The following is a 24,825-nucleotide window of genomic DNA, read 5'->3' as shown; positions in this document are numbered from 1 at the left end:
ATCATGCAACCTTTCGTTTTCTTATAATCTCCTTACAGATGGCCTCACAAAGCACGCGGGCCATGTTCACCTCCACGGCGTTACCGATAAACTTCTTCTGGTCTGACTGTGGCCCAATCAGTACATAGTCTTCCGGAAATCCCATGATTCTTTTTAGTTCCGGAATCCGAAGCATACGCATTTTTATGTCAATGATGCCATACAAAGCCATAAACTCCTTAATCTTGATTGTCATCGGACTGTCATCAGGTGTAACCTGTATGCCGATACCTCCTTCAACCTCTACCAGATAAGGTGGCATTTTGTCCATGCGGGCTATGAGCGTGAAAAAAGGATTGTTCACAGAACCTTCAGCACTAGCAAACTGAGGATTCATAAGATAGTGCCATTTACGATTAGCTGTGATTACTTGCGACGGCTGCTCGATGCTGCTTCCTACATTAGAGAAAGCTGTATTCATTATCCACGGTTTGCAGCTTACCATATTGAACTTAGGCACCGTGGTTACTGTACCAACCGGTTGATTAATGGATGTAGGTTTTCCGGTACCGTACTGGTTGTCTATGAAAACAGAATTTACCAATGCCAACCTGTCTTTAGTCGTAACTGTCGGGGCTGGAAGCTCGACCGAATGGTTGTGACCGTTTCCGTAATAAGCAGACACGAAAGAACCATGAACGAAGTTTACCTTGGCCAATGCAAGCCGTCCTTGTGTTGCCACAACCGGGCATGGCTCGTCAACGCTGGGTGCCTTGTATTTTCCCGTCAGGCTCATGGAGTTGTACTTCACTAAGAAAGCCTCCTTACCTCCGGCCACGAACTTAATCAAGCCGGAATAGATTCGTTCAAGAGTTTTCTCGGCCAGCGGTTTCTTCCGACAGAAGATACTTTCTCCCTCATCGGAGAGGTCCAGCACATCCTTGACAGGCTTCCACTTCTCCAGCCGACCGAACATATCGTTTTTCCCATCCTTGCAGTGTGTCGGTTCTGGGAATACGATAGGCAGGCCACGTTTGGCGAAGATACAGAAGAACCGCTTACGGGTAGTATAAGCACCATAATCAGCAGCGTTCAGAATACGCCAATCGAAGTCATATCCGTATCGCTTCACATTCCGTTTCCATTTCTCATAGCAACGACCCTTATCCCTGCTAATTGGATGCCCATGTTCGTCCATATCTCCCCAGCTCATGAACTCCTCTACGTTCTCTATCTGTATATAGTCAGGGTTAATGGCTTCGATGTAGCGGAACAGATGCTCAGCCAGTGTCCGGCTGTCAGCGTCCCGTGGCTGTCCGCCTTTGGCCTTACTGAAATTCGTACATTCAAGGCTGGCCCACAGCACAACCAGTGCATCCGGATAAATCTTCTTCATTCGTTCCACATGGGCCACCAAGGGGGACAGTTCCAGTGTTCTGATGTCCTCCGTGAAGTGCAGCGCATCCGGGTGGTTGGCCGCATGGCTGGCGATGGCGTTTGCATCGTGGTTTACACATGCTATCACTTTAGCGCACTGTTCATCTTCGTAGCGTGCGTTTTCTACTCCGGTACTGGTTCCACCGGCACCGCAGAAAAGGTCTATATAGAGTAACTTTATCATATCAGTTCCATCTTTGAGGTCTGTTGTTTATCCTATCAAGATAAGCGGCTATCTTCTTTTCCACGTTCTCACCGTTGCGGACGAAGATTCGCGTCCGTGTCTTGTCACCGGGGACAGCCACATACTTTCCATGCTTCTCAATCTCCCGCTGGTGAGCAACTTTAAGTTCTGTTCCTTTTGGATTTTTTTCAAGGTCAACTTTCTTTGACCCCTCTTCAACACAGCCATTAAGATTCTCTTGGCCATAAACATCTTTTTCCATAATTCTAATTTTTTCGGTTTGACTTTTAGTAATATATGCCACGACAATGCGTGGCATATTATCATACAACACCATCAAAAAGGCCCCTTTCGCGAGGATTAAGTGCTTCGTATTCTTCACGGAAGAATTCCTCTTTTGTTCGTCCCATCTTTTTGCCTCTTCTGGTATGCACATCGAATGTATATGGAGGAATGGGAATAGGATTTCTCCTTACATCTTCCAGCCATTCGTCTGCATTAATCATATTCTTATCGTAAATGAAGTTCTGAAGGTGATCTGCATCCCTGCATTTACGACAATAGCACAGAAGTATTACTGCCTTGCTGACAAATATTCTACCTTTTGGCTCCTTTGAGGACTTGTTGACAAGTTCGTGTCCTTGCCACAATGCTTCAATTTCAGACGTAATAAGTCCATAGCAATCTTCAGCGGAAATCGTATATAAACGCTTCCAGACATAATCCCTGTAACCGCTTGTCCACAGTTCCAAGGCAAAATATCCGGCAACAGCAGTGTCAGCCCGTCTTATAGCCTTCTGCATCGCTGACGACACCTCAAAAAAATCATATCCTCTAACAGTTCTGATAATCATAAATCATTGACATTTATTATCTTACATCAGTAAAATTAATACAGAATGACAAGTTTTGCAAACAGAAACTTCGCCATTTTTACGCCATTTTCAAAACTTGAACTTGCAAGTTATATTGTACTTAACAAGCTGCTTTGTTTTGTCCTTACCGTTATTGGTACTTCCCTTCAGATTAATGCTGTCTCCGAAATGCTTCTTGATAAGCATTATTGAACGCTGCTCCTCTGCCTGGTTCCGGAATGCGGCAAGACCTCCTGAATTGACGAAGGTGGATTTCTGCTCGAAGTTGTATCTAAGGTCAGTAAGTATCCTTCTTTCCTTGTACTTCATGTAACAGGAAATCCAGAAATCCTCCTTAAGCCTGAGCTCTTCATTCCACCATGTGTTCTTGTTGTAAAACACTCCATAAGAACATCCGGTTATCATCTTGGACAACGAAAGGAATGCAGTTTCATCGTACATGACCGGAGATATGCGTGCGGTAAACCCGAAAAGATGCACATCCATCATCTCAGCCATCTCGGCAAGATTGAAAATTATACGAGTTATCTCGTCCTTATCCTTGATTCTCGAAGGTTCTCCTTTTTCGACGTAAATAGATTTGCAAGCATGGACATCATCGTCCAGCATGAACAGGTTCCTGAAATGCTTCGCCATCCAGTTGCGTTTGGGGATGAGGCCGACAACATCGTCCGGATGGGTGACTATCTCACAGTCTGGATTGAACTGTCTGTACACGTCTGCCTGGCTCTCAGCAACGCAGATTATCGGGTCGTTCACCAGCTTTTTTGCGAACACCCTGTCGTGTCTCTTATGACTTGGTATTACGATTCTCAATTGCATGGCGTACATCCTTAATATCAACTACATTGCTTTTGCTCACTTTACCGGTCTTGTAACTCTGCATGTGCTGCATGTCAAGTGCTTCACGCAGCCAGTTGCTGTCCACTTCGTTAGAAGACATGACAATAAATAGCTCGTACTTCTCATCATACTTGGGTATAAGTGGATAGACGGCAGTTTCATCCGTTATGGCTTCGAAACGCTCCTTGAATTCATCCTTTTCAGGCTCCGGAGCAAACTCAATCCCCCATTCCTGAAGTTCAGACTTATCCCAGTCGTTCATCATCACGTCCATATCATTCTCACCGAATGACACGTTATCCTTTGTCGCATATTCACGCAGCTTCTTTACAGGAGTCTCAGGATTTAGAACCTTGCAAGGAAGTTCCTTGTACCCAAGTTCCTTGCAGGCCCTAAGTCTTAAATTACCGCACACTACAATGTATCTTTCTCCTACAGGATAGACAATTAGTTCACGAAGATTAAGCATCTCAGGACTGTCCTCTATGCTTTTCTTCATAGCGTCATAACGGTAATCCCTGAAGAACCGGGGATTCTTCGGCAGGCCATCAAGCTGGCCCTTGTTGAAATCCAGCAGACTTGTCTGGATTGTCTGAAATTCAAATTCTGTCATATACCAACTATTTAATCAACAACACTAATAATCAACATCACATAATAGCCGGAACATCACTTAGTACGGTACGAATTAAACTCCACTTTATCCTTCAAAAGTTGCTCGATGTCGTTGCATCCTATCTTCTCAAGATATGTAAGTGTAGCTATTATGACATCTGCGGCTTCTTCCTCACGCTCACTCCAGGATGGAATATGATTGCTTCGCTCCTTCCCGGCCTCGGCAAGTTCCCTCCATTCCGACGATATGGCCAGCACTACAGCCTTAGGAGAAGTGCTTTCAGTCATTTTTTTACGCTTCAACGCTATCTCAAAACATCTTTTAGCCAATCTGTTTAATGTAATCATAATTATCTAAGTTATTGTTATCGGACTATGTATCAACTTTTATTATCAAGGGGAATGATTCATTTCCATATCATTAATTCAATTACTGTTCACCGACAAGTTCCTTAAGTTTCTCATTCAGATTTTCTTCCTTTTTAGCGTATGAACTTGTGAGTTTTGAAGTCATCTCGTTGTATCTTTCAGGATACTGCTCGCTGAAAAGCATATCCTGTAATTTCTTCAAATCACTATCATACATCACAGCAGCTTCAGATAATTTTGCACGAATAAACTCTCTGTACCATTTGTTCCTTTCCTTAGCATTATCTGTAACATATTGCACAATATCAATCTTATTTATATTCAGCCCTATTGATTTTTGAAACAGGTATCCACAACCCTTCATTACCAACACATCGAATATAATCTGCTCGTTCGGTGACATTCCATCAGATTTGCTCGTATAATCATCCATGTCATCCGCCCATTTACGCATGGTTTCAGTTTTCTTCTCCACCATCAGCTCCCCATTTCTCTTTATCTTCTGTCTGATATTCTCAGCCTCAATCTGATTGGAAACATTACAAGCACCTTTGACAGATGAAGATTTCTTGAGATAATAAAATGACACCTTGAATTCCGGTCTGCTGTAACCTAGAACCTCTATGCATCTATATACCTCATTATTTTCAAGTTTCTCTGCAATCCTTTCATCAGATTCAGAATAAAAGCACGGATGGTCGAATACACTACTATATACGACTTCAAATCCCATATCGTTATACATCTTAATCGTATCTTCCTTTCTCTGTTTCTCACTCTCAGTATCCCATGACCGAGGAGGTTCGATTACGATGACAGATTTTCCGAATGTCAGAGGCTCACCCTTCTTGACGAGATTTTCAGCCTCCTTCATCACACGGTATTTGACATATTCCTGCTGCTTCCTGGAGAAACATTCACGATTAATGCACTTCTGCTCCTTACCTTTCATTTCGTAGAACAGGCACCCATGATTGGCAGTGTTATTGATGCAGCTAGAGCATGATGGAATCGAATCACTGAAATTATCCTCAGAAAAAAACTGTGCCTTATCAATGACACAAAACAGGTCATCAATATAATCCTTAATATCTGACAAGGTTACTCCATCCTCACCATTCACTTCTTCGTTATAGAATTCCTTCTGAGCGTCTACATCGAGTTTGGCAAGCAACATGGCGCCGGAGATAGGAATGAGGTCTTCTCTTAGCATCTCGATAAGCTCAGGAATAAGTCCTTTCAGCTTTACCCTGTCCTGCACGAATCTGGTAGACTTTCCAAATCGCAAAGCTATATCATCAACTGAATTGCCATTTTCTAGAAGCAGGGAAAATGCTATCGCTTCTTCAACCGGATCGACATCCTGCCGCTGCAAATTCTCAGTTATCATAGCGTCGAAAGCCTGTTCGTCAGTCATTTCCCTGACTATGCACGGTATTTCATTATACTTGTCGGATTTTTTTGCAAGCATATTCCATGCTCGGAAACGTCGCTCACCGCATACAATCTCATACTTAGATTCCGAATTGATAACTTCTCCAGTATCTTCATCTATTACAGAATCACCTTCCTTGATTACTCTTACTGTGATAGGCTGCAGCAGTCCCTGTTCTTCAATGTTCTGTGCAAGTTCCTTTAACTTTTCCTCATCGAATGTTTTACGAGGATTTCTAGGTGACGTTTGAATTAAACTCACCGGTAGATTTTTAATTTCTGCCATAATTTTATTATTTATTGGTTTGACTTTTAGTTCATTACATCAGTAAAGATAGTTCAGAATGACAAGTTTTGCAAACAGAAACTTCGCCATTTTACATCCTTTTTATCACTGAAATAAAAAGCCGTTCTACAGTCTTTTCGAATGCTTCCATCTTATCTGACCTTACGCTCACAATGCAATGTCCGTTAACGGTAAGATGTACATTATTCCAGCCAAAAAAATTGCATATTTCATCTTTTTTCAGGTACCCCTTTTTGTTGAACTTGATTTCGAATTTCGTTACGTTTCCGCTCATACTCTTCAAGTATCTTTTTCTGTTTCTCCATTTTCTTTTCTTTCATGAAGGAAAGTATATCATCAGATCTACGGAGCGCTTCCTGTGCACTCTTGTCTCCATGTGATGCCAGAACCTTTAATTGTTTTCGGTAATCATCATAATACAACCCAGATTCTTCCTGAACCCTTACCTTATGCTCATTGTACGATATTACGTCAGCCTTAGCGCATCTCTCACGATTATATTGATTCAGCCACCCCATGATAACAGAGCCATCCAGACGATTATATATCTCTCCGTATCTACCCTTCATAGCATTTCGGAAAGCCAACTTCAAATCATCAATCTTGAAATACGGATATTCCTCGATAATTAAATCAGTTGTAATGGCTACCTGTGAATCATTCATTGTATTTGACGCATTGAAGAAATCCACAACCTCCGACAGCAATATCACGACAATTGCACGTGCATGGTTTTCTCCGAATTCCATGGCAACTGTTACAAGTGCAGGCACTGAGGATGCAAAAACATCATCGATACTCTTAGGTTTCAGAATCTGTAAGTATTGCTTCGGCGAGGCCTTTAAGACGGCTAACTGATTCCTTTCTGCCTCCTGCCGTATTGTTATTTCGTTTTTCGTCATAATTACCCTCCAAAATCTTAGTGAAGTTTCCAGCCTTGAAAATCCAGTCAAAATCGCACTTCCAGTTTCTGTCGTTACACCCTAAAAGAAATGGACTGGCAGCCACCTTCTTCAATACGGTGAATACAGTTTCCTTGTCGTACTGGGCTATTCTTGCCTTGACAGCCTTGCGCCTTGCTTCGGTCATGTTCATGACCACTGACAATTTACCGTTGAAAGTAGTATTGAAGTATTCCTGCAATTTGACAAAATCAACATGTTCTATTTGCGGATGAGGCTTCAAAGAAAGCTCGTCTTTCTTTGTATCTCCTTCAGGAGATATTTCTTTATCATTTTCTTTACTTTTCTTTACTCTACTTTTCTTTACTTTACTTTGTGTACTTCTGACGTCAGAAACTTGGTTTTTGATGTCAGAAACTATTTTTCTTACATCGGAAACCATATATTCTTCAATGTACTCAATCTTTTCCCTCTTGTAAACCGCGGACTTGAATCGCTTCTGAATACCTAACGAGGTAAGTACGTTATGCTTATTATATATGTCCTGGTCAAAAAAATCAACTTGCAGAGCCTTCAATATAACTTCCTTAACAGCGCCCTCGGAAACCCCAACTGTGTCAGCAATAACAAAAGGCAAATCTTCATCCCACAAAATGTAATACCCTTTATCCTTGTAGATATTACACAGCAGGCAGATTAGTATGGAAGTAGCCTGTGAACCGCATGCCCTTGCAATCTTCCTGATTTTTATGTCTGAGAAAAAATCAACATCAAATGGGAAATAATCAATCCCCTGTTTGTTTGGTCTGGCCATAAGTACCTCCTACTTTCAGAACTCTATCGGCATTACCTCATATTCAATCCGTGGCTCCTTCTTGTCGATGAATTTCTGAATGTCTATTTGAACACAATATCTGTCATTATCAATCGTCTTGGTCTGTTGCAGGCAGTCAAGAAGAATCTTAAGAGAATTGTCCAGATCCGGACGGTTACTTGAATAATATATCTTGGCTTTCAGCTTGAAATATCCTTTGACCATCCTCCCACGTTCCGGACACTGAATATAGAAATTCTTTTCATATTCAGTAAGAACCTTCTGTTTGGCCAGCTTTGCATGACCATTTACATTCACTATCTTATAACAGTTACTCTTACTTGGTATCTGTCCTCTTATTACATACATAGGCTATAGTATTACATTGGTTAATTGTTTACCGTTCGTCTTGACCATCCACTTTCCTCTCTCCGGCTGCTCAATCCTCAAGTCCTCCACCTTACCGAAAGTCTTTATATTTCCGCACAAATCAACGACCCATCCTTCCTTCCCTGGATATGGCCGTATAACACGACCTACCATCTGGTAGTACAATGCAAGTGACATCGTAGGCCGGCAAAGAACGATTGTATCCAGCTCCGGATAATCAAATCCTGTAGTGAGTACACCGCAATTGGCAACAACCTTTATCTTTCCGGACTTGAAGTCTGCCAAAATCCGTTCACGTTCCTTTTTAGGGGTAGTTCCGCTGACCACAGCGCTACAAGGTATCTCATGGGTTAGCATTTCAGCCTCCTTTACAAACCTCGTGAACACCAGTATTCCACGTCTCGGTATTCCACTCTTAGGAGCCAGCAGCCTTCTTACCATGCTTATCAGGTATCCATACAGGTCCACACGTTCAAATTCCTTTGAAAGACTCGCGTCATCGAAGTCCGCACCGGTTGAATTTCTTCTGACATTCACAAGTTCTATTTTTGTCAGGTCGTAATATTTCAGTTTGGTAAGAAAACCTCTTGCAAGTAGTTCACTGACCTGACAATAATAGATTACGTCACTGAAAACTCTCGGTCGTGTGCGTGTAAGAAATTTAAGCATCGAACCGTTCATCGTACTACACAATCTATATGGAGTAGCAGTAAGTCCGATTATACGCCTCTCTGCTGCAGCGAAGAAATCTGAATACATTCCCTGTGACGGATTAACCAAATGGCATTCATCTATTAATATATACTTGAAATGCTTGAAATCTTCCATGTGATTATATACGCTACCGATAGTAGCAAAAGTAATCCTGTTTATATCCTTTCTTTTTACAGAGGCTGAATAGCATCCGGCATCAAAGATTCCATATGTCTGCAACTTTGCGAAGTTCTGCTCAAGTATTTCCTTGTTAGGTTGGAACACCAGCAACGGTTCATTCAGCCTTGCTGCTATGTCAGCTATGATGAGGCTTTTTCCACTGTTATGATGAATGAAAAACTGACCATCACAATATAAATGGTTTCCATCTATGGTAAATCCGTAATATTCACCATTACCTATGTAATGAACGGAAAATCCTGTAACAAGAACACTCTTCTTTTGTAAGCGAGGTTTCCCTTTCCTGATTTTAACTTTTGTCGGGATAATATCAAGCTCTCCTGTTATCGTCATTCGGTAATATGTTTCACCGTTTACTATCTTAATTGATTTATCTCCGCAGTAAAAACCAAGCGAACGACAGAGGAATGCAATATCGTCAGCAAGCCTTTCGGATTTAGTGCAATATTCATACATGTTTCTATCCTTATCGTAGTAAGAATCTGTATCAAGCAACCCTGCAAGGAGTTCTAATCTGTCAGATTTGGAAGCTGTCTTGTAGTCCATCGGTATAAACTTAAAAGCAGATGTCAATCCTGATAGACCAAGACTTTCCAAAACCAATTTTATAGGATTGGGGGTCATCCTGCTCACTCTAATATTAGAAAAGCAATAAGATGACGCAAGGTTGTCAGGCTTTGTCGCTTTCCTTACCTTTACATTATGCTTTGCTGCAAATGAGTACAAATATTCCTCAACTTCCTTACGTTGTGACGTAATGCTTATTCCATTTGTCGAAGTGCCGTCACCAAGATACAATCCAAGAAAGTAAGGTTCAAAAACCTTTATTTCCTCATTCCCAAAATCTACGAATTTCACTCTTCTCAGTTTATGGAGATGTTTATAATTATTACTCTTCGTGATGTATTCTTCTACTGATATTTCATCTATTCTTGACATACAAGAAGGATGATTCTTCCCTTCATTCGTTTTGTAAAGGGACAGTATATGACCTCCGTTTACAATAAATGTCTTACCCTTTATTGGCTTAATCTCATAAAGTTTGTCAATACCTCTATGAAGCTCAAGCACAGTACGTTTTTTTTCCGTCATCTCCTACAAGGCAATCTCCTACCTTTATGTCCTCAACATTCTTCATAGAACCGTCATACATAAGAATTTTAGTTCCTTTTGCATGACAGCCGGTAGGCAACACCATCAGGTAATTCTTTCCATTCTTCAGCTTGTAATGTGCAATTGCTGCGTTACTTGCATTCTGCTGGTAATCTCTTAATTGAAACTTCATAATCTGATTATTCCTTTATGAACTTTTTCGTGGCAGGAAGCACATAGAGTAACAAGGCAATCAAGGTGCTCAAGTTCCTTTCCTACAATTGAAACGCCATTTATCTTATATGTCTTGTGATGCACTTCCAAAGGATAGCGTGCGCCGCAAATCATGCACTTATGCCCATCCCTTAACCTCACCTCTCTTGCAACCTTTTCCCAATATGGGTTGTTAAGAGAATGTGCATAATTGGACTTGCGGCCACGCTTATGCTGCAATCTACTCATCTCCTACAGCTTGATTGAAATCATCTTCACCCATCACTTCACCTTCATCGTCCGGAATCATGTCATGCTCCTTGTCAAACTCTTCATCAGAAGGTCTCTCAGGTGCTGGAAAAGCTCCATCATTGCCACACGGTTCTTGTCTTCCTGTGCCCACAATGATGATTTGTCGTAGGATGGAATCTTTTCAGATTTGGCCAGCACGACCTTTCCGTTAAGAATTGAGTAATACAGGAAATATCCATTCAATGCTATGCGGAAAGTCTTTGTAGCCGGAAGTTGCTTTTCCTCTGTTCCTTCCTGTACTTTTGCAGCGTAATCCTTAATCTGCTTGCTCAATGAATTCAACCTTTCCTCAGCATCCGTCTTGATACGTTTTGCCTCTTCCTTAGCGTTCAGCAAAGCATTCTCAGCTTCAGGAAGCTCCTGCTCTACAAGCTTGCAGTATTTCCCACGAAGGTCCGATTTCTCCACGTCATCCATGTAGCGAAGCGCCATCTCGTTCTCAGGGAACAAAGCATTGAAGTGTTCGTTCACTGCTTTCAGAATGTCTTTCTCACTCTCAGCGTTCTCAAATTGCAGTTCCATTGGAAACTGTTCCCGAACTGCTTCCGGAAGAACAAACTTCAGTTCTTCCGGTTCGTAATCTTTAATTATTGCCATATTAATATTTGTTTTCGTACTCGGCTGCAAATGCCGAATAATACTTGTCTGTAGGTAACGGTAGCTGTATACCGTATTCAGTCATTATATCAGTCTTGACAGCATCCAGGAAATGTGACATCTCCATAGTGCTAAGACCTTTTGTACCTCTTGCGAGTTCCGTTGTTTCACCTTTAGGGGTAACAACCATCTTTGTAAGGAATTTCTTACAATACAGGTCATGTATCGTTTCCACACCTTCCTTTGTACTCCAGTACGCTTCACCGGTGAACTCACGCAAGGCACCACCCACGCACCTGAACCACATCCACATGAGTGCGTTCTGGTCCAGCGTCCTGGGCTTAGTCTTTCTCTTGATGGTAAGAGTATATTCACCATTACGGAGAAGGCTTAGCATGAAGTTGAAATCCTTGTCCATGGTGGCCTTACCGTCTTTCTTAATTATAGTAGCTTCCATAATCAGAACGGTAAATCATCACTTGGAGTCTCTGATGGTAATGGAGCTTCAAAAACATTATTCTGTGAACCACTCTTAGATGTTGTGGAAAGAATCTCCATGTTATCTGCGAATATCTCTGTGATATATCTCTTCACCTTACTGTTATCCTCATAACTTCTGGATCTGATTTTACCTTCGATAAAAACCTTGTCTCCCTTGTGAAGATATTTACCTGCAACCTCAGCAAGCCCCTTCCATAGTACAATATTGTGCCACTCTGTCCTGTCCGGTACCTGAGTACCATTCTGCAACGTGTATCCCTTTTCCGTCGTTGCCAGTGTGAACTGGCAGACTTTTGTTCCGGAATCAAGCGTTCTTACATCAGGGTCCTTTCCAAGATGCCCTATCAGCATTACCTTATTAAGCATTTTCTTCCTCCTTTCTTAATGTGATTCTTATAGATGCAGCAGTTTCAGTCTCCTTGATGTACTGTTTATACAACTCGGGATGCTCAGATTGAAACCTCTTAGTGTCGAAAGATTTTTTGATTCCTGCAGGTGTTATGGTAGCTTTCAATACACCTGTGTCCCACGACTTGACATCGTGTTCAACCATTGCGCGTTTCAACGAATCCTTGAAACCGTCAATGAACGGCTGTATTCTCTCAACTTCCGCTACAGCTTCAAGATATTTGTTTATCACGTCCTTTGGCAATAGCTGTACTTCATCCTGCTTGTGTTCAAGTGCAGTTTCAGTATCAAGGTAACGTGTTCCCTCAATCTCACACTGCAACAGCCTTTTGACCTCCACGTCAGATTTCCGGACAAGTGGAATAAGCTCTGACTTTTCATTGTAAAGCCATACACCGTACAGTTTAGAAACCTTCAGCTCAGGATTCTGCTTTTCGAACAGGTACGCATATATTGACAACTGCCATTCGAGGTATTCAATATCCGGCTTATACGTTGTCTTGATGTCGGCAAGTGCTATAGTTCCATCCTTCTCCCAGACACAATCAATATTTGAAGCGAAGTGCTCTTCATCAGAGACTGTGTATTCATTATCAAGAGCTGTATAACCAGCACCAGTACGTATCATTAAGTAATTAAGTGCCTCATTGCTTTCTGGCTCAAATCCCGTTACATCTGCGAACTGGCAATCATGATGGACCTTTGTGCCCCTCTCAGCAGCCTTTTCCAGCACAAACTTAGGAACATCTCTATACTTATCAGGGAACAACTGTCTCTTAATCATTCCTGTAATTCCTGAAAGCTGCTTGTCGCCCAGGAAATAGGTGTGGTTCTCTTCATTGAAAACCACACTTGACTTAACTAATTCTATCATTTGGGATATTTTTTACACATGTTCTGAATCTCGTTCTTGAACTCAAGGTTGTTTTGCATTGCAGTATATTTTTTCCACACAGCATTAATATCAGATCTACTCTTACATGCCCTTACTTTATCAATCGCTTCCTGAAGCTGTTTACCGGAAAATACGCTTGAATTTTGTTGAGGCTGCTCAGATTTCTGTTCCTTTGGCTTTGGGAACTGGTATCTTATAGCACCATTGTGGTCCACAATGATACATTTACTAACCTCTCTGTTCTCGTCATACTCAATCTCGCTTACAGAGAACTTAGTATAAGTAGAACATCTACCCGAAGTGCTCTTACTGATTTCGCTTGGCTCAAGTTTCACCCAAATAAAAGGTGCCGAGTAAAGTTCTCGACCAATCCCCCAGTTGAATCCGGCACGTTTGAAAGCATCCGAAGCCTGTCCTTTCTCCTTCTCGGTATTAGATTCCGTACCGACATCCTGTTTACTCACCCATTCCTTTTTACGTTCATCATAAATGGATATGGTGCAGAACAGATTTCCGTTCACTACTTCGTGGTCTCTCTTCCAGTTCATGGGGCCGAACACCTCATCAAGCAGCCTCATATCCACACGGGCATCCTTGTACAGCAACAATGTACATCCTTTCTCATTGATTGTACCGATTCGACATTCAATCTCGTTCGCTTTCAAGGTTCTTATGTTACCAACCTTTTCAGAAAGTGTCTGTTGCACTTCTTTTTCTTCCTGTTTTTCTTCCTGATTATCTTTTTCAGGAACTTCTGTTTTAGCTTTTCTTTCAGCCATAATTAAAGTATTAATGGTTTGACTTTTAGTTCATTACATCAGTAAAGGTAGTTCAGATGGTCAAGTTTTGCAAACAGAAACTTCGCCATTTTTACGCCTTAACATTTGTATCACAGATAGGTCTACACAACTCAACAACACGTTTGCAATCCTTCACATCGAACATACCTATGTGACAGATTTCGTGTGGTATCCCTAATTGAATGGATAACCACAGGTAAGCCTTATTCCTGTTTGATGTATTTGGGATATGTTTCTTCCAAATCTTATTTATAAGGTCTGTCTTAGCTATCTGGTCAAAATAGAAGTGAGCTTCTTTCTTGGCCTCTCTTAGTTCTGCATTTGCCAAACGGCCTAATGCCTGGTCTGTTCCTTTATGAACTCCTACATAAGCCCTGCAATCACGGCATATATAAATCATACCGTACGAACGTCCGTATATTACGGAGCTGTCAACAAATTCGGTAGGTTTACCACAGTATGGGCAAATCTTACCAGCAAGTATTTCATCCATAAAATTATCTATTAAAAGCCCCGAAGCATATTCTCCGGGGCACATCACACAATCAATCCTTTCCGATTTCGCGTTACCTTTCAGATAGAGTCAACGGCTAACCGATGCCGTGCGGATAAAACCTGCGCTATCTTCGCCCTACTTTCGGATTTGTAACGGATAACTTATAAAGGGTTGCGGGCAATACGGGATTCGAACCCGTACCTTCGACAAAGCAAGACAATTTAAAGAAACAATAATACATGGAAACTGTCGATATTCTACCATTAAACTAATTGCCCAGTGTGTGTACGGACGACTTTCACAAGCCAGTCCGTACACCAAGAAATTAAAACGTAAACATTTATGTAGAAAATAACCACTTTCACAGGCTTTTAGACTTGTTCCTTTTTTTATGTCTCTTCTTGTACGAACAGTACCTTAACACATCAGCACCATTGCAGAACCATTTTCCGTTCTGACAATCTGCCTTCTTCTCAGCACGTATCTTACCGCTCTCAACAAGCTTTTCCAACCGGTTCTCGGAACCGACTATTCCTGATGCCTGAGACTTGCTGAACTTTATTCCTTCCATTGCAAGAAGTATGTTCTCAAGAATCATTCCTGCTGTATTATCTGACAATATTGTAGTCATAAACTTCCCATTTAATTCGAACACCATCAGCTAACACGTTTAACCGTTACAATTCCGGCTTCACGGTCTGTCTTGCATTTCCATGACATACCTGAAGCACGTTCAACATCCAACCTATTGGCTATTGTACCCATAAGAGAAATTCTCTGATGAATACCAAAAATAACCTCTTCATCTATTTTCATGGATCGTAATGTCGATACAATAGGTCTTTTGCCCATAACTTCTACCTTTCTTTCCATATTATAACACAAGCATATACCGATGCAATTACAATGATTATACAGGAGCATATCCATATACCCTGCACCGGACTTGGTATTGTGATTGCTCCATACAACATGCCAACAGCACATATAGCTACCATCAGCATCCATATACGACTAAATACTTTCATAACTAATAAGTTTAAGTTCCGAGAGACGGATTCGAACCGCCACCTGCACCAAAAATCCTTATGCCCTCAGACTGGTGCCGTTCTGCCATTAAACAACCTCGGAATGTTCCCTCCGGAATTTTATAATCATGGAATTTCTCCGGAGGGATTTCTTAATTTTGTGTTGGAAATTCAAAAATTAAGATTTATGAAACATTTTATCGAACTTCTTCTTAACCACTTAGATTCCTTATCATTACTAGTAGGAATTATATTCTTTTTTATCAGAGAACTTTACAAGTTGAGTATCAGAAAAAAAGAACTAAAATTCAAAACCTTCTACTCAAACTCCGTCAATTCCATATCAGAATTCCTCGACTCTTTTCTTTCATACAAGGCAGCAATGAGAAACATCAACCTGATTGACATCCTCAATGAGCAAACAGACATCCTTGAATTGAATAAGATAGCTTATGAGCCTCTTATTGACATGAAAAACAAGAACCTGAAATTGCATTTCTACCTTGATAAAGAACTTTATGAAAAATATGATTCACTCGTACAAAGTTCCTCACTGCTTTATGATGAACTCAGGGACATAATATACAGCAAGGATTTGCCATACCCCGATAAAATCAATAAATACGAGGAAGCATTCACGAAATTTGAAGAGACTACAGAAAATTTCTTAATCCAAGCAATTAACGAATCTCAAAAGATGCTCAGCAATCATAAAGAAAAAAGAAATCATACATAATACAGAACAAATGACCAACATCACAATCGCAATAGGACACCAATAATTGGCTCCGTTAAAATCAAAAGGTCGCTCTTCCTTACACGATTTCCATATTTCATAAACAAGGCATGGAGAAACCATGCCGAATGCCCATGCTGCCACAAAATAAAGCATTGCAAATAGATTTTTCAATGACTCGGCAGTTTCTATCGAATTATCTATAACCATAACAAACTAATTTGAATTAGGGCTGGAGAAGGGAGTCGAACCCTTTCATCAACGATATTCATTATTGCATCTCTATTTTTTATAACCCATGTTGTGCTCTACCGTTAAGCTACTCCAGCTATATCATAAAGCCTGCATACGCAGACCGAATTGCTACAATTCTACACTCTGTCGGACCGCCCGTTATCCACGGTGAATTACTATACCATACCAGTATGTCCGTCAGCCAAAAGATGTCAAGGAACTCTTCTCTATTGTTCCCGGTGTGGCGGTCAGGCCACACCGGGATGTGATTTGTCAATCACCGAAAACACTCATTCTCATCTCTTCCTTTGAACTAAATAGTTCTTTCTCGGAATAGGATGCAAATGCTTCACTGGAGCATTCCTTTTCTTTTGGAACCAACATGTGATAGTAGTTCTTCTGTACTCCATCGGAGTCAACACTGATGCTGATACCCTTGATTGTTTTCTCTTCAGCCTTCATTCCTATAAGTGTCCAGACTTTCTGTCCTGGCTGATACTTGGTTGGTTTAATTTCCATAATGGTTTTGACTTTTAGTGAGGTTTTTATTACGCAAATTTGTATCTCAAGTAATCGGCTTCATTTGCAAAGCCGGGGTCAACGATGCCGAAATCATCATCATTTTCAACAATGTGGCTTTCAGCAACTTTGAGTTCATCTTCAAGCATGCTGATAAATTCTTCCTTGCTATCGTCTGTATTGAAGTAAGATTGCATCTCTTCTTCTGTCATAGACTTAGCTTTTTCGATGTCAGCTTTAAGACTTTCAGCTTCATTTTCGTAGAAAAATTCATCAGTTTTCATTTTCAATTATTCGTTTTAATTTCTATTTTTGTATGTGTGTATGTTTGTATTGCAAAGGTAATCTCATTTGAGATAATTTGCAAACATAGAGGTATAATTATTATCTCATATAGGATTATTTAACATTTATGTAGAATATGATTGAACGGATAAAAAAAATAATTAACCACTACGGACTATCTGACAGGGCTTTTGCTATTAAATGCGGAATTAAGCAGAATACATTCAGTAATCAGATTAACGGTGTCAGAGAGATAAGTCTACAAACAATCAATAGCATACTTATCACATTTGAGAACATTTCAGCAGAATGGCTTCTTCGCGGTAATGGAGAAATGCTGCTGACATCAGAACAGCCAACATCTTCAAACGAAAACGACAGATTAAGCAAGCTGATTGACACAATAGCCTTCCAGCAGGACACAATCAACAACCTTCAAAGAAAAATCAAGGAACTGGAAACAATAAACAAACGCCTTGAAGTAGAACTGACAATATTCAAGAATAACAAATTAATCGGATAAAATGAATTTCATATTCTGGAACATACATAAAAATAAGGACATCTTCCCAACAATAAAAGAACTCGCAATAACGGAAGATGTAGACATTCTTATGCTTGCAGAATATCCTGAATGCATGGAAGAAGAGTTGTTGAAAGCAATCAACGAAGAACCTTCTTTGTATAAATATCAATACGTACCTTCAAATTCACCGACTGACAAGGTTAAAATCTTTACCCGTTTTGACATATCTTTCATCAGTAATTCTAATGACAGGAACAGATTAAGCGCAAAACAACTTTTCAGTACTTTACTTAATAAGAATATCACGCTGATAACTTGCCACTTGCCAAGCAAAATAAATATGACGGATGATGAACTCTCTGAATATTCTACGGAAGTGGCTGAATTCATCGAGGAAGTGGAACAGCAAGTAGGACATCAAAGAACTATCATCTGCGGTGATTTTAACATGAATCCCTTTGACAAGGGAATGATAAAAGCAAGGGGATTGCATTCTGTGATGGATAAATCTGTCATCAACAATAACGGAAAAGCTACCGTAAGAGGTAACGAATATGAATTCCTATACAATCCGATGTGGGGATTCCTTGGAGATACAGGAAAAGGAAAGGTGTCTGGAACGATGTATTACAATTCATCTAAATCAATCAATTTCTACTGGCATATATACGACCAGGTACTGATAAGGCCGGAACTGATAGACTTTTTTGACGATTCTCTGCTGGATATTATAACACGTATTAATCAGAAACAGCTTGTAACATCTAATTTTGTAATCGACAAGCAATATTCAGACCATTTACCAATAAAGTTTAACTTAAAAATATGAGATTATGGAAATGAAGAATTTATGGAAAGTATCTGCCCCAACAGCAGTAGCACCAAATACAATTATGGAAGCTCAAGCACAAAACCTGACTGAGGCAACTAATGGACTTGTTGTCGGTGAAATTACAACAAAGACACTTTCTACAGTGTCAATCTATATAATAAGTCAAGTCTCTCCGATAACCAAAAATCCCAATATATGGGAGTGTACGTTTAATGCTACAGTTCCTAAGTTGAATTATAGATTACAAATCATGAAGATTGTGTTCTCTGCACTAGAGTTCTACCCATTGATACTGAATGACTACATAAATGGCGAAGAATATGAAGTCGATAGTGAAGATGATTTAAAGAGTAAATTGGAAGAAATCATTCCAAGTCCTAATATGACTAAAGTTATAAATAACCTTATGGTTCAAGCCTCAATCAAAGTTACTGAGCCAAATAAATAAAAATGGCAGGACACAATCAACAACCTGCAGAGAAGAATCAAGGAACTGGAAGCGGAACTAATAATAGCAAATAACCAACGTAAGATAGGGTAAAAAATCGTTGACCATGTAAAAAAATACGGCCAACAATGTAATTCTCAGTTAAATCAAAATCAAACATAAAAAAATTTAACTACATTTGTGTGTATGTGTGTGTGATTTATTATATTAAACAAGTAAAAACTACTATATAATGCCAGAAGAATTAGATATTAGAAAAATAAAAGAAGGTCTACCTGGTATAACAAAAATTGCTGCCGGTCAATTATATGAAGCATGTATGGTTTGCCTTCATAGGTCAGGACATCCTCAAAATGTCATAATGCCTTTGAAAGGCGATAACGAAAAAGAATATGAAATCCTCTGGGAAGATTATTTTGATGACCAGATTGATAGGACATATAAAGATCAGGAATACACCACAGAACACGGTGCCGTATGTATCTCTGCAATGTTGGCCATACATGAAACAGACTATACAATCATAGAACGTTCTAGGAAAGGAACAGGGGTCGACTACTGGCTAGGCCATGATGATGACATACCATTTAAAAAGTCGGCCAGACTGGAGGTCTCCGGAATATTTACAGGAGGAGAAAAGCCTCTTGAAACAAGATTCAAAAAAAAGATTAAACAAACGAACCAATCAGACTCTACGCAGTTACCTGCATATATATCAATTGTTGAATTTAGCTCTCCATTTGCTAAATTTGCAAAAAAGCGATGACTTATGAACATAAGGGAACACCACAACATAGCAATGGAAATTGCTGACCACGCCGATATGCTCAAAGCAATGAAAGACGCAGAAGGAGCTATTAGGCTTTATGCTGAAGCCTTCGAAAAAGAAAAAGAAGCTGCGATGTTCGCTCGTGAAAATAATTTAGGCGAACCTACCACCTCTATCCTTATCAGAAGCGCTGCGAGTCTTGCATACAATGCAAAAAACTATAGAGAAGCCGAAAGAATGATTTCATACGGTCTTCTTGGTGAACCTCCACACGAAATTGCCGAAGAAATGAGAGATCTCCTTGAAATGGTAAACTTCAAACGTCACATGGAGATAAAAGGAGTAGATTTTCAGGAAGGTGATATACAGCTTGTGATTAACGGGAAGGGAGTGAACTACGGAATGGCAAGAAGTGAAGACGTTATCGGAAGAATCATCAACTTTGTAAAACTCACGGAAAGAACCATAGAACGGAAATCAGGAAAGCCATTCAGAAAAAAAGGAAAAGTTTCAAAAGAACTTAAGAACTATTGCGAAGCTTATATATCTGTCCCAAGGGCTGGAAGCCTTGCATTTACTGTTCGGTTTACAAAGGATTTCGATTCAACCATTCCCGGATTTAGCAGCCTTGAGAATGTAATCGAAGATATTACAACAAATATACAACATATCAATAACAATGATATGGAAGCATTGAAAATGAATATACCTGACGAATCTTACAGAAGCAATTTTATTGGATTGACGAAAGAACTTGCTCCTGACGGAAAAGAAGTATCAATGTTCGGTATTACAACCTTCAATAATGGACATATTAATCCTGTTCCTATACAAAGAGACAAAAAAAGCATATCAGATACGATAATGAGTGAATTGGAGTCTTCTTTAGATGAGAAAGGAAAAAAGAAAAAAATATCTACAAAAGAGATTACAGGTGTGCTTACAGCTGCAAATGCGATAGGTAATAGTGTAAAGATTTCTTCTGTAGATTCAAGTGTCACACTGAGTGTTCCAGACGGACTTTCCGATATAGTACGAAACTACTGGGAAAGCGAAGTAAAAGTAAGATACCGGAAAGAATCTTCAAAAAATATACTTGAAATTATAGAAAGTCTATGAATATCATAAATATTTACACTTAATCATAAACAAGAACATACCGTTTATGACAAAAAATATATTGAAAACATGAAAAGACTTTTATTAACGTTATTTGTGGCTGTGTTATCAATCAGCCTTTATGCCAATAACTACATCTATTGTGAACTTGTAGGAACCTCAAAACTTCTTAGCAACAAAGTTAAGGTACAAGTTGACTATGGACAGGAAACCTCTTTCTGGAAAGGCATATCATACATGAAAGACGAAAACGGAAAGAATATAGAATTCAATTCTATGGTGGATGCAATGAACTACTTCGGAAAACAAGGATGGGAATTTGTACAAGCTTACGCAGTCACAATGGGAAATCAAAACGTATACCACTGGCTATTGAAAAAAGAAGTATCTGAAGAAGAACTGAACAAAGCATTGGAAACGGAAAAGTAATAGCCTTTACATAGCATCTATTCTTATAATTGTTCATTCATCATTGACAAAGTAGAATCACCTGAATAACATGATATGCAGAAATAGAATCTGGGAAGAATTGAAACAGGCAAAGGCAAACATTATCTGCATACAAAAATATACAGATAAACGAAGAGGATACAACAGGGCATATAATGGCTTTGTTGCCATCACAGCCTCTGCAGGTGCATTAGGTACTCTACTGAATGACAAAGTGCCGTTCTTCGCTTCTATGCTGATAGGATTCGTATCTATTATAAAGTCTGTACTTCCAAACTTCGTACAAGGTGAAAGTGAACTGTCATCGCTAGATGTTCTTGCAGACTTCTACAACAAATACATGAACTCGCTTGAAAACATCTGGTACCGGTTCGACCATGACATCATCGACGAAAAACAGGCTATGGATGAATTCTTCAAGCTAAAAGAAACGGAATGCGACAAGATGTCACAGATGAACAGGCTCGTACGTAATATCTCTACAAGATTTCAACGTAAGATAGATGAACAAGCTAAAGAATACATTAACCGTGTATATTACGAAAAATAAAATAACAACATTATAAGCACAAATAAGATGGAAAAATCAATTAAAAAAGTTGCATATCCTCCAGAAGTGAATATTGCAACGACAAAGATTCCAGGAGATAGATATCAAAATTCAATGCCAAAGGCTGTGAATGTACCACCTCCTCCAAAACCTAAAAAATAAATGAGTATGGGAAAAGATTATGCAGAAGTTCCGGGGACAGTGAACGTTCCACCTCCCCCAAAACCGAGAAAATAAACCACACATCTTCTCGGATATAACAATCGGATAATAGTCAACATTTATAATTACTCTCAAATAGATAGTATTGCATTCTCAAGATTAAGTATAGCATAACATCACAATTATCAACTTACTCTGTAAATCAATACTTTAAGCACGACAATTCAAACAATCAATAAACACAAAATAAAAATGAAAAAAGAAAGAATTTTAGAATTAAAAGTTTACAAACGTAGATATAAACTTAAAAAAAGGAATCAAAAACCAAGAAAAAAAGCATTGGCCGGAGTTTTTCCACGTATCAACATAAAAGTACAAACCAATCTTTTATCTTTTTTCCGAAAAAAAGGTTTTATAAATAAAGACTATATTTCAGATAGAGTAATTGTTCCCAAAATATTCTCTTTTGAAGAGAATAGCGATGACTGTATAACATTCTTTAAATGCCTAATGTCATCCTATCTGTTAACAGATAAAACTACCATTGCAGATTTTAATATATGTGAAAGAATTGATATTACAAATGCAATGTTGTTAAAGATTATAGTAAGAGAACTAATTGAGACAAAAGTACGATATAACGATAGATTTTATAATCCTACAGATAAAGAGATTAAATACAAAAAATCAAAATGCAATAAAGTAAACAGGTCTTTATTCGCTCTAAAGTTAGTAGACAATATAGGAAAGAAAGAAGTAGAGGATGTTAAACCTGAAGAAGGTTTCCTATATTTAGGACTACAAACAAACTTGGCAAGCAAGACCTCATACAAAGAGAACAAAAAAGGAGCTGTTTGTACTATAGTCAGAGAATTTATAAATGAATCACTGGTGCAATCAAACGCAATCCTAAATGCTAGTGGTATTCACAAAATAGACAAACTCTTATCCGAAATTTTTAATAATGCAGAAGATCATAGTACACATAATGAATGGTATGTTGACGGCGTTTCTTTTAAAAATATTATTGATGGAGAACCTATAATAGAACTTAACTTAGGAATATTAAATTTTGGATTTTCTATTTCAGAAGGTATCATTAATAATGAAAAGAAAAACAAAGAAATGATGACAAATATAAAGAAATGGTATAATAAGCATTCAGAATTGAAAGAGAAAGTAGGATCCAAACTAAATAAAGATGATTTATATACATTATATAGTCTACAAGACGGAGTAAGCCGTTTAAAATACGAGGATGAGAGTCGAGGACACGGGACTATGAATTTCATCAGGGCATTTATAACACTGGGGTCATTTGGAAAAGAAAATCCAGACTACAAACCTCATTTAAACATTATATCAGGAAAGACTTGTGTACGTTGTGATAATGAAGTAGAACCATATGAAGAGAACAATAACTACTTCTTATCGCTAAATAAGGAAAAAGATATATCTTTATTACCTGAAGAGAATTACCTTAGACACATGCAGGAATATTTTCCAGGTACATTCCTTGAAGTTAAGATATATCTAAACAAAAAATATTTTAGTAAGACTTTAAAAAATAAAGGGAATGAAAACAATAAGGTTAACCCAAGCGCATAGAGGACCAAATAGCACTATGTTCACAGGTAGAAAACAAGGGTATCAAGTAAGAGAAGAATTAAAACTTAACCAATGTGATAAAGATAGAGAAGAATATGAAATATCAGTACCTGAAGGAACAACATCATTCAACCCATCATTCTTCTTAGGATTATTCTATGAAAGTATATGTAATCTTGGAGGTATAGACAATTTTCATGAAAAGTATAAAATTACTTTTGAAGATGAAGACCCAGAAGTCATAAAATGTCTAAAAGAAGATATTGCAGACAATGAAAGACAAGCTGTAATAGAATATAACAATAGAAAATAGTTTATGGATAATTTACCGTATATTCATTTCAAGAATGATTCGTTAATGAACCAATCTTTCATCTTTGCATACCAACCTTTAGATAGCTTATACTACGACAAAAGAGAAGATGAACTAGAAAGGCTTGAAAAGATTATAAGTACTGATTTTTATGCAAATGTAATTTCAACATTAGCAATAATATTAACTATAGCCATATTCATAAGACAAAATTATATAAACAACAGAGATAGAAAAAAAGAGACAAAAAAGAGTTGGTACATGTCTGTAATAATACAACCCAATCTCAACAATATTGATACATTCTATAATCAAATACATCAACGAATTAATAACAATATTAATTCGTTGAAAAGAATTAATGACGGCAGATTTATACCAAGACAAAAGGCAAGAGCTAATAGAGCACTTAGAGATTTAAGAAATGATTTTCTTGACAATTTTGTTACGATTATACAATCATACGATAAATCTCTTGCTACAAATATAAATAGAATAATAAACGATTTACAGGATTTATGTTCAAATCAAATTGACAACTATTCAAATGCAGATATATCTCAAATAAAAAAGAGAATATATGAAAATAGAGCCTCACTAATAAGCCTCCTATATGATGGGATAAAAGAAGAAAAAGAAAAGTGGTATAAAAGGATATTCAAACGGAAAAGAAGATAATATATTCCACTTTCATTCCAGTCGTATAAAAGTCAACATCTATAATTAATTGACTATCAGCATGAAGTATCACATTCACAAAATTAAGTCTAGTTTAGTTTTTGTGTTGTGATACTCCTGCTAATAGTGATTAGCGGGAGTATCTTTTTTATTGTCTGTACACACATTCTCTCAAGAACAAATATGTTTATTAACAAATTCAGGCGTGAAA

At 38.6% G+C, this 24,825-nt stretch carries 34 protein-coding genes, 3 tRNA genes and 2 pseudogenes; 12 read left to right on the top strand and 27 right to left on the bottom strand.

Annotated features, from left to right (window positions below):
• Position 1: 1 nt before the first annotated feature.
• The 24 genes and pseudogenes from OCV81_RS03670 to OCV81_RS03560 all read right to left on the bottom strand — a co-directional run bounded on the left by OCV81_RS03670 (position 2) and on the right by OCV81_RS03560 (position 15,488).
• Positions 2–1,600: a DNA cytosine methyltransferase gene (locus OCV81_RS03670; RefSeq protein WP_148328459.1), complete on the bottom strand. Its 1,599-nt coding sequence runs from the start codon at positions 1,598–1,600 to the stop codon at positions 2–4.
• 1 nt (position 1,601) lies between these two features.
• Positions 1,602–1,862, bottom strand: coding sequence for a hypothetical protein (locus tag OCV81_RS03665; protein WP_148328457.1), 261 nt, complete (start codon positions 1,860–1,862; stop codon positions 1,602–1,604).
• 61 nt (positions 1,863–1,923) lie between these two features.
• A complete protein-coding gene (locus OCV81_RS03660) occupies positions 1,924–2,454 on the bottom strand; it encodes a hypothetical protein (RefSeq protein WP_148328455.1) in 531 nt (176 codons plus the stop codon).
• Between the two features lie 90 nt (positions 2,455–2,544).
• Positions 2,545–3,297, bottom strand: coding sequence for a GREB1-related protein (locus OCV81_RS03655; RefSeq protein ID WP_148328453.1), 753 nt, complete (start codon positions 3,295–3,297; stop codon positions 2,545–2,547).
• Positions 3,266–3,931: a ParB N-terminal domain-containing protein gene (locus OCV81_RS03650; RefSeq protein WP_148328451.1), complete on the bottom strand. Its 666-nt coding sequence runs from the start codon at positions 3,929–3,931 to the stop codon at positions 3,266–3,268. Before OCV81_RS03650 ends, OCV81_RS03655 begins: the two co-directional genes overlap by 32 nt.
• Before the next feature lie 56 nt (positions 3,932–3,987).
• Positions 3,988–4,221 carry a nucleoside triphosphate pyrophosphohydrolase family protein gene (locus OCV81_RS03645; RefSeq protein WP_262640059.1) on the bottom strand — a complete coding sequence of 78 codons (234 nt, stop codon included), beginning with the start codon at positions 4,219–4,221 and terminating at the stop codon, positions 3,988–3,990.
• A 142-nt stretch (positions 4,222–4,363) separates the two neighbouring features.
• Positions 4,364–6,022 (bottom strand): ParB/RepB/Spo0J family partition protein, encoded by a 1,659-nt coding sequence (locus OCV81_RS03640; RefSeq protein ID WP_148328447.1) that lies wholly within the window; start codon positions 6,020–6,022, stop codon positions 4,364–4,366.
• A gap of 230 nt (positions 6,023–6,252) precedes the next feature.
• A complete protein-coding gene (locus tag OCV81_RS03635) occupies positions 6,253–6,792 on the bottom strand; it encodes a DUF6633 family protein (RefSeq protein WP_262640058.1) in 540 nt (179 codons plus the stop codon).
• Positions 6,793–6,844: 52 nt separating this feature from the next.
• The gene (locus tag OCV81_RS03630) at positions 6,845–7,759 is read right to left on the bottom strand and encodes a DUF4373 domain-containing protein (RefSeq protein WP_262640057.1); all 915 of its coding nucleotides are present in this window, start codon (positions 7,757–7,759) and stop codon (positions 6,845–6,847) included.
• A gap of 15 nt (positions 7,760–7,774) precedes the next feature.
• Positions 7,775–8,128, bottom strand: a complete 354-nt coding sequence (locus tag OCV81_RS03625) for a RusA family crossover junction endodeoxyribonuclease (RefSeq protein ID WP_148328445.1) — start codon at positions 8,126–8,128, stop codon at positions 7,775–7,777.
• A 3-nt stretch (positions 8,129–8,131) separates the two neighbouring features.
• Positions 8,132–9,184 (bottom strand): annotated as a pseudogene (locus OCV81_RS03620) (DEAD/DEAH box helicase); the annotation flags it as partial.
• A 186-nt stretch (positions 9,185–9,370) separates the two neighbouring features.
• Positions 9,371–9,589 (bottom strand): annotated as a pseudogene (locus tag OCV81_RS17805) (LAGLIDADG family homing endonuclease); the annotation flags it as partial.
• Positions 9,590–10,106: 517 nt separating this feature from the next.
• Entirely contained in the window at positions 10,107–10,328 is a 222-nt protein-coding gene (locus OCV81_RS03615) for a Hint domain-containing homing endonuclease (protein ID WP_148328443.1), read from the bottom strand.
• Complete coding sequence (locus OCV81_RS03610; protein ID WP_262640072.1) at positions 10,325–10,483, bottom strand: HNH endonuclease; 159 nt, start codon at positions 10,481–10,483, stop codon at positions 10,325–10,327. The genes OCV81_RS03615 and OCV81_RS03610 overlap by 4 nt, the downstream gene beginning before the upstream one ends.
• Before the next feature lie 171 nt (positions 10,484–10,654).
• Positions 10,655–11,257, bottom strand: a complete 603-nt coding sequence (locus OCV81_RS03605) for a hypothetical protein (RefSeq protein WP_148328439.1) — start codon at positions 11,255–11,257, stop codon at positions 10,655–10,657.
• Position 11,258: 1 nt separating this feature from the next.
• Positions 11,259–11,714: a hypothetical protein gene (locus tag OCV81_RS03600; protein ID WP_148328438.1), complete on the bottom strand. Its 456-nt coding sequence runs from the start codon at positions 11,712–11,714 to the stop codon at positions 11,259–11,261.
• A 2-nt stretch (positions 11,715–11,716) separates the two neighbouring features.
• Positions 11,717–12,124, bottom strand: coding sequence for a single-stranded DNA-binding protein (locus tag OCV81_RS03595; RefSeq protein WP_148328437.1), 408 nt, complete (start codon positions 12,122–12,124; stop codon positions 11,717–11,719).
• On the bottom strand, positions 12,117–13,040 hold the full coding sequence (locus tag OCV81_RS03590) for a PD-(D/E)XK nuclease family protein (RefSeq protein WP_148328436.1): 924 nt from the start codon (positions 13,038–13,040) through the stop codon (positions 12,117–12,119). The genes OCV81_RS03595 and OCV81_RS03590 overlap by 8 nt, the downstream gene beginning before the upstream one ends.
• Positions 13,037–13,840: a Rad52/Rad22 family DNA repair protein gene (locus OCV81_RS03585; RefSeq protein WP_262640051.1), complete on the bottom strand. Its 804-nt coding sequence runs from the start codon at positions 13,838–13,840 to the stop codon at positions 13,037–13,039. The genes OCV81_RS03590 and OCV81_RS03585 overlap by 4 nt, the downstream gene beginning before the upstream one ends.
• A 91-nt stretch (positions 13,841–13,931) precedes the next feature.
• On the bottom strand, positions 13,932–14,354 hold the full coding sequence (locus tag OCV81_RS03580; protein ID WP_148328435.1) for a zinc-finger-containing protein: 423 nt from the start codon (positions 14,352–14,354) through the stop codon (positions 13,932–13,934).
• 177 nt (positions 14,355–14,531) lie between these two features.
• Positions 14,532–14,635: transfer RNA gene (locus OCV81_RS03575), tRNA-OTHER, on the bottom strand.
• Between the two features lie 83 nt (positions 14,636–14,718).
• Entirely contained in the window at positions 14,719–14,988 is a 270-nt protein-coding gene (locus OCV81_RS03570) for a hypothetical protein (protein WP_239472725.1), read from the bottom strand.
• Positions 14,989–15,014: 26 nt separating this feature from the next.
• Complete coding sequence (locus tag OCV81_RS03565; RefSeq protein ID WP_148328433.1) at positions 15,015–15,230, bottom strand: hypothetical protein; 216 nt, start codon at positions 15,228–15,230, stop codon at positions 15,015–15,017.
• 171 nt (positions 15,231–15,401) lie between these two features.
• Positions 15,402–15,488: transfer RNA gene (locus OCV81_RS03560), tRNA-OTHER, on the bottom strand.
• Positions 15,489–15,572: 84 nt separating this feature from the next.
• On the opposite strand from OCV81_RS03560, the gene OCV81_RS03555 reads away from it, so the two are divergent.
• Entirely contained in the window at positions 15,573–16,121 is a 549-nt protein-coding gene (locus OCV81_RS03555; protein WP_148328431.1) for a hypothetical protein, read from the top strand.
• A 230-nt stretch (positions 16,122–16,351) separates the two neighbouring features.
• On the opposite strand, the gene OCV81_RS03550 is transcribed toward OCV81_RS03555, so the two are convergent.
• The 3 genes from OCV81_RS03550 to OCV81_RS03540 form a co-directional block, all read right to left on the bottom strand.
• Positions 16,352–16,450 (bottom strand) — tRNA-OTHER (locus OCV81_RS03550).
• A 178-nt stretch (positions 16,451–16,628) separates the two neighbouring features.
• A complete protein-coding gene (locus OCV81_RS03545; RefSeq protein WP_148328430.1) occupies positions 16,629–16,874 on the bottom strand; it encodes a hypothetical protein in 246 nt (81 codons plus the stop codon).
• Between the two features lie 29 nt (positions 16,875–16,903).
• Positions 16,904–17,158: a hypothetical protein gene (locus tag OCV81_RS03540; protein ID WP_148328427.1), complete on the bottom strand. Its 255-nt coding sequence runs from the start codon at positions 17,156–17,158 to the stop codon at positions 16,904–16,906.
• Between the two features lie 137 nt (positions 17,159–17,295).
• On the opposite strand from OCV81_RS03540, the gene OCV81_RS03535 reads away from it, so the two are divergent.
• From OCV81_RS03535 to OCV81_RS03485, 11 genes are all read left to right on the top strand, one after another.
• Positions 17,296–17,682: a helix-turn-helix domain-containing protein gene (locus OCV81_RS03535; protein WP_148328425.1), complete on the top strand. Its 387-nt coding sequence runs from the start codon at positions 17,296–17,298 to the stop codon at positions 17,680–17,682.
• Between the two features lies 1 nt (position 17,683).
• Complete coding sequence (locus tag OCV81_RS03530; RefSeq protein ID WP_148328423.1) at positions 17,684–18,514, top strand: exonuclease/endonuclease/phosphatase family protein; 831 nt, start codon at positions 17,684–17,686, stop codon at positions 18,512–18,514.
• Between the two features lie 4 nt (positions 18,515–18,518).
• Positions 18,519–18,965, top strand: coding sequence for a hypothetical protein (locus tag OCV81_RS03525; protein WP_148328421.1), 447 nt, complete (start codon positions 18,519–18,521; stop codon positions 18,963–18,965).
• Between the two features lie 232 nt (positions 18,966–19,197).
• Positions 19,198–19,731, top strand: coding sequence for a hypothetical protein (locus tag OCV81_RS03520; protein ID WP_148328419.1), 534 nt, complete (start codon positions 19,198–19,200; stop codon positions 19,729–19,731).
• A 3-nt stretch (positions 19,732–19,734) separates the two neighbouring features.
• The gene (locus OCV81_RS03515; RefSeq protein WP_148328417.1) at positions 19,735–20,853 is read left to right on the top strand and encodes a hypothetical protein; all 1,119 of its coding nucleotides are present in this window, start codon (positions 19,735–19,737) and stop codon (positions 20,851–20,853) included.
• Positions 20,854–20,922: 69 nt separating this feature from the next.
• Entirely contained in the window at positions 20,923–21,282 is a 360-nt protein-coding gene (locus tag OCV81_RS03510; RefSeq protein WP_148328415.1) for a hypothetical protein, read from the top strand.
• Positions 21,283–21,352: 70 nt separating this feature from the next.
• Positions 21,353–21,853 carry a hypothetical protein gene (locus OCV81_RS03505; protein ID WP_148328413.1) on the top strand — a complete coding sequence of 167 codons (501 nt, stop codon included), beginning with the start codon at positions 21,353–21,355 and terminating at the stop codon, positions 21,851–21,853.
• Positions 21,854–21,880: 27 nt separating this feature from the next.
• Positions 21,881–22,015 carry a hypothetical protein gene (locus tag OCV81_RS03500; RefSeq protein WP_262640043.1) on the top strand — a complete coding sequence of 45 codons (135 nt, stop codon included), beginning with the start codon at positions 21,881–21,883 and terminating at the stop codon, positions 22,013–22,015.
• Between the two features lie 252 nt (positions 22,016–22,267).
• Complete coding sequence (locus tag OCV81_RS03495; protein ID WP_148328411.1) at positions 22,268–23,623, top strand: hypothetical protein; 1,356 nt, start codon at positions 22,268–22,270, stop codon at positions 23,621–23,623.
• A complete protein-coding gene (locus tag OCV81_RS03490) occupies positions 23,592–23,936 on the top strand; it encodes a hypothetical protein (protein WP_148328409.1) in 345 nt (114 codons plus the stop codon). The genes OCV81_RS03495 and OCV81_RS03490 overlap by 32 nt, the downstream gene beginning before the upstream one ends.
• A gap of 3 nt (positions 23,937–23,939) precedes the next feature.
• Positions 23,940–24,614, top strand: a complete 675-nt coding sequence (locus OCV81_RS03485) for a hypothetical protein (RefSeq protein ID WP_148328407.1) — start codon at positions 23,940–23,942, stop codon at positions 24,612–24,614.
• Positions 24,615–24,825 lie beyond the last annotated feature (211 nt).

This window comes from Phocaeicola fibrisolvens, assembly GCF_025567125.1.
GTDB lineage: Bacteria > Bacteroidota > Bacteroidia > Bacteroidales > Bacteroidaceae > Phocaeicola > Phocaeicola fibrisolvens.
Note: the sequence above shows the minus strand (reverse complement) of the source record. Positions and strands in the feature narration are given on the sequence as shown.

Excerpts from the sequence above, each read along its gene's own strand:
- OCV81_RS03515 (WP_148328417.1), top strand. The coding sequence starts at position 19,735 with ATGAACATAAGGGAACACCACAACATAGCAATGGAAATTGCTGACCAC.
- OCV81_RS03500 (WP_262640043.1), top strand. The coding sequence starts at position 21,881 with ATGGAAAAATCAATTAAAAAAGTTGCATATCCTCCAGAAGTGAATATT.
- OCV81_RS03510 (WP_148328415.1), top strand. The coding sequence starts at position 20,923 with ATGAAAAGACTTTTATTAACGTTATTTGTGGCTGTGTTATCAATCAGC.
- OCV81_RS03555 (WP_148328431.1), top strand. The coding sequence starts at position 15,573 with ATGAAACATTTTATCGAACTTCTTCTTAACCACTTAGATTCCTTATCA.
- OCV81_RS03640 (WP_148328447.1), bottom strand. The coding sequence starts at position 6,022 with ATGGCAGAAATTAAAAATCTACCGGTGAGTTTAATTCAAACGTCACCT.
- OCV81_RS03610 (WP_262640072.1), bottom strand. The coding sequence starts at position 10,483 with ATGATTTGCGGCGCACGCTATCCTTTGGAAGTGCATCACAAGACATAT.
- OCV81_RS03530 (WP_148328423.1), top strand. The coding sequence starts at position 17,684 with ATGAATTTCATATTCTGGAACATACATAAAAATAAGGACATCTTCCCA.
- OCV81_RS03625 (WP_148328445.1), bottom strand. The coding sequence starts at position 8,128 with ATGTATGTAATAAGAGGACAGATACCAAGTAAGAGTAACTGTTATAAG.
- OCV81_RS03615 (WP_148328443.1), bottom strand. The coding sequence starts at position 10,328 with ATGAAGTTTCAATTAAGAGATTACCAGCAGAATGCAAGTAACGCAGCA.
- OCV81_RS03665 (WP_148328457.1), bottom strand. The coding sequence starts at position 1,862 with ATGGAAAAAGATGTTTATGGCCAAGAGAATCTTAATGGCTGTGTTGAA.
- OCV81_RS03525 (WP_148328421.1), top strand. The coding sequence starts at position 18,519 with ATGGAAATGAAGAATTTATGGAAAGTATCTGCCCCAACAGCAGTAGCA.
- OCV81_RS03600 (WP_148328438.1), bottom strand. The coding sequence starts at position 11,714 with ATGGAAGCTACTATAATTAAGAAAGACGGTAAGGCCACCATGGACAAG.
- OCV81_RS03635 (WP_262640058.1), bottom strand. The coding sequence starts at position 6,792 with ATGGAATTCGGAGAAAACCATGCACGTGCAATTGTCGTGATATTGCTG.
- OCV81_RS03505 (WP_148328413.1), top strand. The coding sequence starts at position 21,353 with ATGATATGCAGAAATAGAATCTGGGAAGAATTGAAACAGGCAAAGGCA.
- OCV81_RS03650 (WP_148328451.1), bottom strand. The coding sequence starts at position 3,931 with ATGACAGAATTTGAATTTCAGACAATCCAGACAAGTCTGCTGGATTTC.
- OCV81_RS03645 (WP_262640059.1), bottom strand. The coding sequence starts at position 4,221 with ATGACTGAAAGCACTTCTCCTAAGGCTGTAGTGCTGGCCATATCGTCG.
- OCV81_RS03595 (WP_148328437.1), bottom strand. The coding sequence starts at position 12,124 with ATGCTTAATAAGGTAATGCTGATAGGGCATCTTGGAAAGGACCCTGAT.
- OCV81_RS03585 (WP_262640051.1), bottom strand. The coding sequence starts at position 13,840 with ATGGCTGAAAGAAAAGCTAAAACAGAAGTTCCTGAAAAAGATAATCAG.
- OCV81_RS03580 (WP_148328435.1), bottom strand. The coding sequence starts at position 14,354 with ATGGATGAAATACTTGCTGGTAAGATTTGCCCATACTGTGGTAAACCT.
- OCV81_RS03590 (WP_148328436.1), bottom strand. The coding sequence starts at position 13,040 with ATGATAGAATTAGTTAAGTCAAGTGTGGTTTTCAATGAAGAGAACCAC.
- OCV81_RS03545 (WP_148328430.1), bottom strand. The coding sequence starts at position 16,874 with ATGGAAATTAAACCAACCAAGTATCAGCCAGGACAGAAAGTCTGGACA.
- OCV81_RS03490 (WP_148328409.1), top strand. The coding sequence starts at position 23,592 with ATGAAAACAATAAGGTTAACCCAAGCGCATAGAGGACCAAATAGCACT.
- OCV81_RS03605 (WP_148328439.1), bottom strand. The coding sequence starts at position 11,257 with ATGGCAATAATTAAAGATTACGAACCGGAAGAACTGAAGTTTGTTCTT.
- OCV81_RS03660 (WP_148328455.1), bottom strand. The coding sequence starts at position 2,454 with ATGATTATCAGAACTGTTAGAGGATATGATTTTTTTGAGGTGTCGTCA.
- OCV81_RS03630 (WP_262640057.1), bottom strand. The coding sequence starts at position 7,759 with ATGGCCAGACCAAACAAACAGGGGATTGATTATTTCCCATTTGATGTT.
- OCV81_RS03565 (WP_148328433.1), bottom strand. The coding sequence starts at position 15,230 with ATGGAAAGAAAGGTAGAAGTTATGGGCAAAAGACCTATTGTATCGACA.
- OCV81_RS03485 (WP_148328407.1), top strand. The coding sequence starts at position 23,940 with ATGGATAATTTACCGTATATTCATTTCAAGAATGATTCGTTAATGAAC.
- OCV81_RS03655 (WP_148328453.1), bottom strand. The coding sequence starts at position 3,297 with ATGCAATTGAGAATCGTAATACCAAGTCATAAGAGACACGACAGGGTG.
- OCV81_RS03540 (WP_148328427.1), bottom strand. The coding sequence starts at position 17,158 with ATGAAAACTGATGAATTTTTCTACGAAAATGAAGCTGAAAGTCTTAAA.
- OCV81_RS03535 (WP_148328425.1), top strand. The coding sequence starts at position 17,296 with ATGATTGAACGGATAAAAAAAATAATTAACCACTACGGACTATCTGAC.
- OCV81_RS03670 (WP_148328459.1), bottom strand. The coding sequence starts at position 1,600 with ATGATAAAGTTACTCTATATAGACCTTTTCTGCGGTGCCGGTGGAACC.
- OCV81_RS03570 (WP_239472725.1), bottom strand. The coding sequence starts at position 14,988 with ATGACTACAATATTGTCAGATAATACAGCAGGAATGATTCTTGAGAAC.
- OCV81_RS03495 (WP_148328411.1), top strand. The coding sequence starts at position 22,268 with ATGAAAAAAGAAAGAATTTTAGAATTAAAAGTTTACAAACGTAGATAT.
- OCV81_RS03520 (WP_148328419.1), top strand. The coding sequence starts at position 19,198 with ATGCCAGAAGAATTAGATATTAGAAAAATAAAAGAAGGTCTACCTGGT.